Annotated in this window: 7 protein-coding genes; 6 read left to right on the plus strand and 1 reads right to left on the minus strand. The window is 66.5% G+C overall.

What is annotated here, in order from left to right:
- Together ptsP and nagE are read left to right on the plus strand one after the other, a co-directional pair.
- Positions 1 to 1,638 (plus strand): phosphoenolpyruvate--protein phosphotransferase (gene ptsP, locus VN047_RS00930; RefSeq protein WP_325539096.1); only part of this gene is annotated, 1,638 nt, incomplete at its 5' end.
- Positions 1,635 to 3,317, plus strand: coding sequence for an N-acetylglucosamine-specific PTS transporter subunit IIBC (gene nagE, locus VN047_RS00935; RefSeq protein WP_325539098.1), 1,683 nt, complete (start codon positions 1,635 to 1,637; stop codon positions 3,315 to 3,317). The genes ptsP and nagE, both read left to right, overlap by 4 nt.
- 32 nt (positions 3,318 to 3,349) lie before the next feature.
- Here nagE and VN047_RS00940 read toward each other — a convergent pair whose 3' ends face one another.
- Positions 3,350 to 4,486: an acyl-CoA dehydrogenase family protein gene (locus VN047_RS00940; RefSeq protein ID WP_325539100.1), complete on the minus strand. Its 1,137-nt coding sequence runs from the start codon at positions 4,484 to 4,486 to the stop codon at positions 3,350 to 3,352.
- Between the two features lie 151 nt (positions 4,487 to 4,637).
- On the opposite strand from VN047_RS00940, the gene VN047_RS00945 reads away from it, so the two are divergent.
- The 4 genes from VN047_RS00945 to VN047_RS00960 all read left to right on the plus strand — a co-directional run.
- Positions 4,638 to 5,351 carry a helix-turn-helix domain-containing protein gene (locus VN047_RS00945; RefSeq protein WP_325539102.1) on the plus strand — a complete coding sequence of 238 codons (714 nt, stop codon included), beginning with the start codon at positions 4,638 to 4,640 and terminating at the stop codon, positions 5,349 to 5,351.
- A 137-nt stretch (positions 5,352 to 5,488) separates the two neighbouring features.
- Positions 5,489 to 8,053, plus strand: a complete 2,565-nt coding sequence (locus tag VN047_RS00950; protein ID WP_325539104.1) for a TonB-dependent receptor plug domain-containing protein — start codon at positions 5,489 to 5,491, stop codon at positions 8,051 to 8,053.
- A gap of 4 nt (positions 8,054 to 8,057) precedes the next feature.
- Positions 8,058 to 9,146: a cytochrome-c peroxidase gene (locus VN047_RS00955; protein ID WP_325539106.1), complete on the plus strand. Its 1,089-nt coding sequence runs from the start codon at positions 8,058 to 8,060 to the stop codon at positions 9,144 to 9,146.
- An 80-nt stretch (positions 9,147 to 9,226) separates the two neighbouring features.
- Positions 9,227 to 9,440: hypothetical protein (locus VN047_RS00960; protein WP_325539108.1), on the plus strand; the 214-nt coding region annotated here is incomplete at its 3' end.

A 9,440-nucleotide genomic window follows, 5' to 3' on the forward strand; every position in this document is an offset into this window, starting at 1 on the left:
CCGGCGGCGCGGCTGCACCAGGCGGAAATCGCGGTCGCGCGCGAAGGCGCGGGAGCCGGGGAAGAGCGCGCCGCGCTGCTCACCGCCCGGAACGAGGTTCGCGCACGGATTGCCGATCGCGCCGGCGCCGCGAACGGCAGCGTTGCATCGATTATGCAGGCCCATCTTGCGCTGATCGACGACCCCGAACTCCTCGCCGCCGCCGAAAGCCGGATCGCGGCGGGAAGCAGCGCCGGTTTTGCATGGCGCGGCGCGATCCACGACCAGATCGATGCGATCCGCGCGACGGGGAATGCGCATCTGATCGAACGCATCGACGACCTCGTCGATATCGAGCGGCAATTGCTCCGGGCGCTGACCGGGACGCCCCTCGACGGGGCCCGGATTCCGGCCGGCGCGATCATCGTCGCCGACGATATGCTGCCGTCGCAAATCGTCTCGCTTGCCGCCGCGAAACCTGCGGGCGTTTGCCTCGCGCGCGGCGGCCCGACCTCGCATGTCGCGATCCTCTGCGCCGGCATGGGTTTGCCCGCGCTGGTCGCGATGGGCGATGGCCTCGACACGGTTCAGGATGGCACGATGCTGCTGCTCGATGCCGAGGCGGGGCATGTCACGGCCGCGCCCTCGCCTGCCGAGGCCGAGCGCTTTGCGACGCGTCTCGCGCAGCGCGATACCCGGCGTCAGGCCGCGCAGCTCGCGGCAAGGGACGCGTGCCACACCGCCGACGGCGTCCGCATCGAAGTCTTTGCCAATCTCGGCAGCGTCGAAGACGCGAAGATTGCCGCCGCGCAAGGCGCCGAAGGATCGGGATTGGTCCGCAGCGAATTCCTCTTCCTCGATCGCGACACCGCGCCGTCGGAGGCCGAACAGCACGCCGCCTATCAGGGGATCGCCGATGCGCTCGCGGACAGGCCGTTGATCATCCGCCTGCTCGACATCGGCGGCGACAAGCCCGCCGCCTATATTCCGATCGCCGCCGAGGAAAATCCCGCGCTCGGACAGCGCGGCATCCGTGTCGCGCTCGCGCAGCCCGAACTGCTCGAAACCCAGGTCCGCGCGATCTTGCGCACCCATCCTGCCGGCCAGTGCAAGATCATGATCCCGATGATCGCGAGCGTCGACGAACTGCGGCAAGTCCGGATGCTGGTCGACCGGCTGCGCGGCGAAACGGGCATCGAGGCGCCCGTCGAGGTCGGGGTGATGGTCGAAACTCCCGCTGCGGCGATGACCGCGGACCTGCTTGCCGCCGAGGCCGATTTCCTGTCAATCGGCACCAACGACCTCACGCAATATGTGCTCGCGATGGATCGCGGCAATCCCGCGGTCGCCGCCGGGGTCGACGCGATGCACCCCGCGGTGCTGCGCATGATCGGCGAAACCTGCCGCCTTGCTGCCGTGCACGGCCGCTGGGTCGGCGTATGCGGCGGCCTCGCTTCCGATCCCGCCGCATTGCCGATCCTTGTCGGCCTTGGCGTCACCGAATTGTCGGCGATACCGGGCTTCGTCGCCGAGGCGAAGCAGATCGTACGCGGGCTGAACATGCCCGAGATGCGCGCGCACGCCGAACTCGCGCTGCAGTGCAAATCGGCCGCCGAGGTGCGGGCGCTGGCGCGCGCATTCGAGGAGACACGTCGATGAGGAAGATACTCGAAACGCTCCAGCCGCTGGGCCGCGCGCTGATGCTGCCGATCGCGGTGCTGCCGATCGCGGGCCTGTTGCTGCGCATCGGTCAGCCCGACCTGCTCGATATCGCGTTCGTCTCGGCAGCGGGTGCCGCGATTTTCGACAACCTCGGCATCCTCTTCGCGATCGGGGTCGCGGTCGGCTTTGCGCGCGACGGCAACGGCGCCGCGGCGCTCGCCGGCGTCGTCTGCTATTTCGTGACGACGAACGGCGCGCAGACCTTCATGACCCCGCCGCCCGACATCGGCGCCGGACTTCCCGAAGCCGCGGCGGCGCTTACGGCAAAGCAATGGGCGGTCGGGCTGATCGACCGGCTGGAAGTGCCGGTCGGCATATTGTCGGGGCTGATCGGCGGCCATTTCTACAATCGCTTCGCGACGATCGCGCTGCCCGAATATCTCGCTTTCTTCGGCGGCCGCCGCTTCGTGCCGATCGCGAGCGGGGTTGCGGGGCTGCTGCTCGCGGCGCTCGTCGGCTACAGCTATGCGCATATCAGCGGCGCGATCGATACCGCGAGCCGCATCGTCGTCGGCTCGGGCGAGATCGGCCTGTTCGTCTATGGCGCGCTCAACCGGCTGCTGATCGTCACCGGGCTGCACCACATCATCAACAACGCCGCCTGGTTCGTTGTCGGAGACTTCGAAGGCGCGACCGGCGACCTGCGCCGCTTCTTCGCGGGCGATCCCGATGCCGGCGCCTTCATGTCGGGCTTTTTTCCGGTGATGATGTTCGGCCTGCCCGCCGCATGCCTTGCGATGTATCACGAGGCGCGGCCCGAACGGCGCAAGGCGGTCGGCGGGATGCTTTTCAGCCTCGCTTTCACCAGCTTCCTGACCGGGGTGACCGAACCGATCGAATTCACCTTCATGTTCGTCGCGCCGGTGCTCTATGCGATTCACGCGCTGCTGACCGGCGTGGCGATGGCGCTGATGAACGCGCTCGACGTCAAGCTAGGCTTCGGCTTTTCGGCCGGACTGTTCGACTATGTGCTGAACTTCAGCCTCGCGACGCGGCCGTGGATGCTGCTGCCGGTGGGAGCCGCCTATGCCGCGCTCTATTACGGCCTGTTCCGCTTCTTCATCCGCCGTTTCGACCTTGCGACACCCGGACGCGAAAAGGGTGCGGTCACCGAAACCGCCGCGACATCGGCGGGGAGCGCGCGGGGCGAGGCTTTTGTTGCCGCGCTGGGCGGCGCGGCCAATCTGGTCAGCGTCGACGCCTGCACGACGCGGCTGCGCCTGATCGTCGCCGATCAGGCGGCGGTCGATGATACCGCGCTGTCGGCGCTTGGCGCGCGCGGCATCATTCGTCCGTCGGAAAAAGCGGCGCAGGTCGTGCTCGGACCCATCGCCGATCTGGTGGCCGAGGAAATCCGTGGCGCACTGACCGGCACGGGCGCCGCAACCCGCACCCTTGTTGCGGACACTCCGGCCAGCATCGCCGGTGCATCGCTGTTGCCTGACGATATACTCGAGGCTCTCGGCGGCGATGCCAATGTCCGCACCGTCCATGCGCTCCATGGCCGGTACCGCGTCGAACTCGCCGACGCCGCCCGCATCGACGAAAGCGCGTTGGCGCGGCAGACGCGCGGCCTGGTACGTCCAGCGCCCCGCGTCTGCCATATATTGATCTGAATCGGGCGGCGGCCTTCCCGCCGTTTCGATGCCTATCCGTCGATATCGAGCCCGAGCGCCAGCCGGCCGCCCAGTTCCTTTTGCGCGGGTTCCTGCAGCGGATGGAAGCGCGCGCCCTGCACGTCGCGAAACGCGCGCTCGATCGGCGAAGCGCGGTAGAAAGCACCGCCCCCCGCGACTTCCATCGCAAGTTCGGCGGTGCGGATCGCGGCGCGCCCCGCGATCGTCCGGCCCGTCATCACGCTGCCGGTCGTTTCGGGTCCCGGCGCCGCACCCTCGGCCGTCGCGATCATCGCATTCAATGCGGTCTCGGCGGTCCAGAAGGCATTTTGCATTTCGCCTGCAAGCGCGATCAGTCCCGCCGACGCCGGCTTGCGTCGCGCGACGTCGAGCGCGGCGTCGCGCGCGCTCTCTGCCACGCCGACATAGGCCGAATAGATGAGCGGAAAGGCGATCATGCTGATGATGTGGAACAGCGGATGCCATTTGCCCTGTGGCCGCCGGCCCGACACCGCGGCGTCGGCAAGGAAGACATCCTTCAGCTCGACATCGTGCGACCCCGTGCCCCGCATCCCCATTGTGTCCCACGTGTCGAGGATCGCCACGCCCTCGGCCTTGAACGGCACGCCGAAATGCAGCACGCTGGGCCCCGCTTCGGGATCGTCATAGACCGCGCTCGTCATCAAGAGGTCGCCCGCCTGACAGCCGCTCGAGAAAATCTTGCGCGCGTTGATCAGGAAGCCGCCCTCGACCTTCGTCGCGGTCCCGCCGCCCTGCAGCCAGTCCGACCCGCCGCTCGACACGAGCACGAGGTTCTCGGACGCCACGCGGCGGAGCAGTGCGTCGGTCGGCGCCTGCTGGTGCTGCCAGCGCCACGCCGCTGCGGCCACGAGGTGGCAATGCATCGAAAAGGCGAGCGCCGTCGAACCGCATCCCTTGCCGATCCGGCGGACGATCCCGGCCAGCGTCGCATAATCCATTCCGTCGCCGCCAAGGTCGACGGGAACCGCCGCGCCGATCAATCCGGCTTCGCGAAGAAGGGCGTAATTGTCGGCGACGAAGCGTCCGTCCCGATCATGGTTCGCCGCGGTCGCGGCAAATTTCGCGGCCAGCCGGTCGGCGATCTCGTACCAGTAATCCCGCGTCCTGTTCTCAGCTACTACTAACATGTTCATCTCCTCAGCATTCCTTTGCTGGCGATGGTCATGGCGGCCTGATGAGTGTGCGGATAGTTCAGGAACTGAATCGACCTGATACAGAAACTGAACTCGCCTTGCCGGCGACTCATGCGGTATATTGCGGCTTCGGGAGGAGCCTATCATGGCGAACGCGAGCTATGGTCAATTTTGTCCGGTTGCGATGGCGGCCGAGATATTGTGCACGCGCTGGACGATCGTACTGGTCCGCGAACTTGCGGCGGGATCGACGCGATTCAATGACTTGCGTCGCGGCGTGCCGCGCATGTCGCCCGCGCTGCTGTCGCAGCGGCTGAAGGATCTGGAGGCGGCAGGGATCGTCCACCGCACGCCCGTCGCGCGGGAATCGGGGGTGTCCGACTATCGGCTGACCCGCGCGGGACAGGAACTCGCGCCGGTCGTCGAGGCGTTCGGGGTGTGGGGCAAGCGCTGGATCGACGGCGACCTGTCGCTCGAACAGCTCGATGTCCAGCTGCTGATGTGGGACATGCGCCGCGGCCTCGTCCCCGATCCGATGCCCGACCGCAAGGTGATCGTGCAGTTCCGCTACACCGACCTCTCCGCCGACCGGCGATCATGGTGGCTGGTCGTCGAGCCCGAACAGGAAACCGAGCTTTGTTCGGTCGATCCCGGTTTCGACGTCGATCTGTATGTATCAGCCGACCTCAAGACAATGACCGCGATCTGGATGGGTTACGACACGCTGGCGGCCGCGGCACACGAACGCCGGCTGCTGCTGACGGGCGACGACGATCTGGCCGAAACGATCGAAAGCTGGATGGGGCTGAGCCCCTTTGCGAAGACCCGGCCGGCCGAGCCCGCCGACGCCCCCTGCTGACGCGATCGCGAACCGCCGGCCCCCGGTACGCCGGCCGCGAAGCGCCCCGCCACGCATTAGTCTTTTTCCTTTTTGCAATTGACTCGCAATATAAATAATCTCTAGGGACCCGCCGAACGCCAAAAGGGGGTCGCGAAATGAAGAGATTAACCGCAACGTCGAGTGCGCTGGCGCTCGCGTCGATGATCCACGCCGGCGCGGCGGCGCAAGAGGCGCCGGCGGACGCCACAGGGCCGTCGGTCGAGTTGTCGCCCGTGCGGGTCGAAGGCACCGGCGACGCGCCGGTCAGCCACCGTTTCGGCGAACCGGTCGATTCGGGCACGAGCCGGTTCGATCAGGCGTCGATCGAGGCGCGCGCGCCCGGATCGGGGGACGTAAACGAAGTCCTGCGCGCCTTGCCGACGGTGCAGTTCAGCAGCCAGGACGGCCGCGCGACGCGCGCCGAACTGCAGGATCTGCGCCCCGCCAATATCTCGATCTCGGGCGGCAGCTTCACCGAGAATCTGTTCGTCGTCGACGGCATCGGCGTCAATTCGCGGCTCGACGTGTCGAGCAGCAACCCCAATCATTATATCGAGGGCAATGCCGCGGCGTCGGCGCAGTCCTTGTGGATCGATTCGAGCCTCGTCGGCTCGATCACCGTGCGCGATTCGAACATTTCCGCCGAATATGGCCAGTTCACCGGCGGGGTCGTCCAGATCGACACGCGCGCGCCGGCGCGGACGCTCGGCATCAGCGCCCATTATGGCGAGACCGGTCCCGATTTCGCGCAGTTCCGGATGTCGAAACGCAACCGCGAACTGCTCGGCGACAATGTGATCGGCGAACCCGATTATCTGAAGCGCCGCTATGGCGCGAACATCGACCTGCCCGTCGCGGATTCGCTGCGCTTCCTGTTCGGGTACAGCTTTTCGGAATCGCGCGTCACCTATGAACGCGGCACCAATTACGCGCGCTACGGCAATTACCGCCAGCAGAGCGTCAGCGAGAATTTCCTCGCCAAGGCCGAACTCGATCTGTCGGACGACCTGCTGCTCACCGGTCAGCTGACCTACAGCCCCTATGAAAGCGAATTTTCGCACCCCAACGGCATCGACAACTGGGTCTATCTCGACGGCGGCGGGCTCACCGGCAGCCTCAAGCTCGAGGGCAGCGGCGCGGGCGAAGCGCGCTGGAAGGTCGAGGTATCGCATGCACGCTCCGACAACGACCGCCGCGTCGATCGCCCCGGCACGATCAACATCCAGTCGACCGCGCCCGGCGTCGACTGGTGCTCGGGGACAAGCTGCTCGCTCGGCGCCCCGAACCCGATCAACCAGCGCCAGTGGGACACCACGATCAAGGCGCAGTGGGAACAGCCCGCGCTGGGCGGCGATATCCGCTTCGGTCTGGAATATGCACGCGTGAAGGCGATCAAGGAGCGCGAGGAAACGAGCGCGGCCTATCGCCACATATCGAGTTCGGGCAGCGGATCCACGCTCGGCATCGAGATCAGCCCGAACACCGTCTGCATGCCGCCGGTGACGGTCGAGGGCATCTGCGTCGACGGCGCCTATGCGCTGGCACAGATGCTGCCCGAAATGGCGTTCGTGTCGCGCGTGAAGCTCGATTCCTACACGCTGTGGAGCGAATGGCAGGGCGATATCGCGGGCTTCGAGGTGCGCACGGGCCTGCGCTACGACCATGAAAGCTTCCTCGGCAACCACAATGTCGCACCGCGCCTGTCTGTGTCGCGCGACCTGCCGCTCGGGATCCATTTGACGCTCGGCGCCAACCGCTATTACGGCCGCAGCTTCCTTGGTTATGCGCTGCGTGAAAACTATCCCGACAGCTATATCTACCGCCGCGCGCCGCAGGTGGTCGACGGCAAGAATCTGTGGTCGGAGAACTGGACGCTATACAGCCACTCGATCCTGCCGCGCTATTCGAACGCGGGGCTCAAGACGCCCTATGTCGACGAGCTGACCTTCGCGCTGCGCGGCCCCGCCCCGCTGATCGGCGGCGAATATCGCATCCGCGGCATCCTGCGCGACGGGCGCAACAGCTTCGCGCGGTCGGAGGAAATCCAGACGCGCGAGCCGACCGAGACCGGCGGCATCGTCACCGTGCGCAGCTATGAGATCACGAACGATGGCGAAAGCCGCTATCGCGGCCTGTCGCTCGAATATGTGCGCGAATTCGGCAATCACAGTTTTTCGGTGAGCACCAACCTGTCGAAGACCAAATCGTCGAACGTCGATTATTTCGATCTGGCGGACGAAACCGAATTCGACGGCGATCAGGTCTACTATGGGGGCGAAATCGTCCCGCTGCTGCAGGTGATCGCGAACAACCAGCGCGACGATTATGCCGCGCCTTTCATCGTCAACTTCGACTGGTCGGCGCACTGGTTCGGCAAGCGGCTGCGCACCAACGTCAACGCACGCTATCGCAGCGGGTTCGAACGGGTCGACGATACCGGGGTGAACATCCGCATCGATGGCATCAACTACGACGTCTACGACATCGTCAGGTTCGACGATGCCGTCAGCTTCGACCTGTCGGCGGCGCTCGACGTGCTCAAGACGCCCGCAGGCGTGCTGACGCTCGATCTGCGCGTCAACAACCTGTTCAACACCGTGCTCGAAAGCCAGTACAGCAGCTCGTCGCAGCCGTGGCAGCTGGGCCGCAATGCCTGGATTTCGGCAAAGTTCAGCTTCTGACGGGATGCGCCGGACCCTGAAGCTGTTTGCCGCCGCCGCGGCACTGCTCGCGGGAAGCGGGCATGCGGCCGAAGTCCCGGCACCGCCCGACATGGCGGCGCTGCGCGCGCTTTATGCCGGACCGCCCGATCGCTGGCCGCGCCCCGTTCTGCAACCGGGCGCGGTCTTCGCCGAATTCGGTCCGGTTCCCGCCGTGCCCGAACCCGCCAGCAATCGATCGACGCCCGAGAAGGTCGCGCTCGGCGAAATGCTGTTCAACGACCCGAAACTGTCGGGGTCGGGGCAGATCGCCTGCGCATCGTGTCACAATCGCGAACTCGGGTTTGGCGACGGGATCAGCACGTCGTTCGGTCACGACCGTCAGCGCGGCAAACGCAACGCCCAGTCGCTGTTCGCCGCGGCGTGGATGACCTCGCTGTTCTGGGATGGCCGCGCGCAGAGCCTCGAGGCGCAGGCGCTGGCGTCGATGACCAACCCGTTCGAAATGGCCGCCGATCCTGCGGCCGTCGTGACACTGATCGCGGCCGACGAACGCTATACGCTTCCCTTCTCGCGCGCGTTCGGCGACCAGTTGATGACGGCAGACCATATTGCACAAGCCGTCGCCGCCTTCATCCGTACGCACAAGCCGCGCTTCTCGCTGTGGGACCGCGTGATCCGCGACGGCACAAAGGCGATGAGCGATCCGCAGCTGCGCGGGCTGCACCTGTTCCGGACCAAGGCCGGCTGCGCCAATTGCCACAACGGCCCGCTGTTCACCGACCAGCGGTTCCACAATATCGGCCTCTCCTTCTATGGCCGGCGCCTGCAGGATCTGGGCCGATACGAATTCGCCCGCCTGCCCGCCGATGTCGGGGCGTTCCGGACGCCCAGCCTGCGCGGCGTCTCGCGCACCGGGCCGTGGATGCACAACGGCGTCTTCCCTCAGCTGCGCGGTATCGTGAATTTCTACAATGCCGGCGGGGTACAGCTTCGGCGGCGCCCCGAACAGGCGAACGACCCGCTGTTCCCGGCAACCTCCCCGATCCTCAAACGGCTCGATCTGACGCGCGAGGAGCGCGATGATCTCGTCGCCTTTCTCGAGACGCTTTGATGGCATCGGCGCACGGTCTTCGGCGCGCGGGCGCAACGGGGCCGCCGCCGCCTCCGCCGCGCCGGGCCGCGGCGCGGAACGTGCGCGTCGATCCGGGGATCATACGCCCGCCTGCCCCCAACAGCCGGTTCAGCGATCGCCCCCCGGCGCCATCGGCGCGGATCGGGGGGGTAGCCGCGACGTCGCTGGTCTGCCTCTGTCTCGTCGGAACGGGATTGCTGCGGTGGGCGGAAGCAACACCCCCGCGCACCGATGCAGCCGCACTGACCCTGGTCGAAGTCGCGCCGCCGCGGG

Origin of the sequence: Sphingopyxis sp., from assembly GCF_035565275.1 — a bacterium.
GTDB lineage: Bacteria > Pseudomonadota > Alphaproteobacteria > Sphingomonadales > Sphingomonadaceae > Sphingopyxis.

Coding starts and splice junctions, on each gene's coding strand:
- nagE (WP_325539098.1), top strand. CDS start 1,635: ATGAGGAAGATACTCGAAACGCTCCAGCCGCTGGGCCGCGCGCTGATG.
- VN047_RS00940 (WP_325539100.1), bottom strand. CDS start 4,486: ATGTTAGTAGTAGCTGAGAACAGGACGCGGGATTACTGGTACGAGATC.
- VN047_RS00945 (WP_325539102.1), top strand. CDS start 4,638: ATGGCGAACGCGAGCTATGGTCAATTTTGTCCGGTTGCGATGGCGGCC.
- VN047_RS00950 (WP_325539104.1), top strand. CDS start 5,489: ATGAAGAGATTAACCGCAACGTCGAGTGCGCTGGCGCTCGCGTCGATG.
- VN047_RS00955 (WP_325539106.1), top strand. CDS start 8,058: ATGCGCCGGACCCTGAAGCTGTTTGCCGCCGCCGCGGCACTGCTCGCG.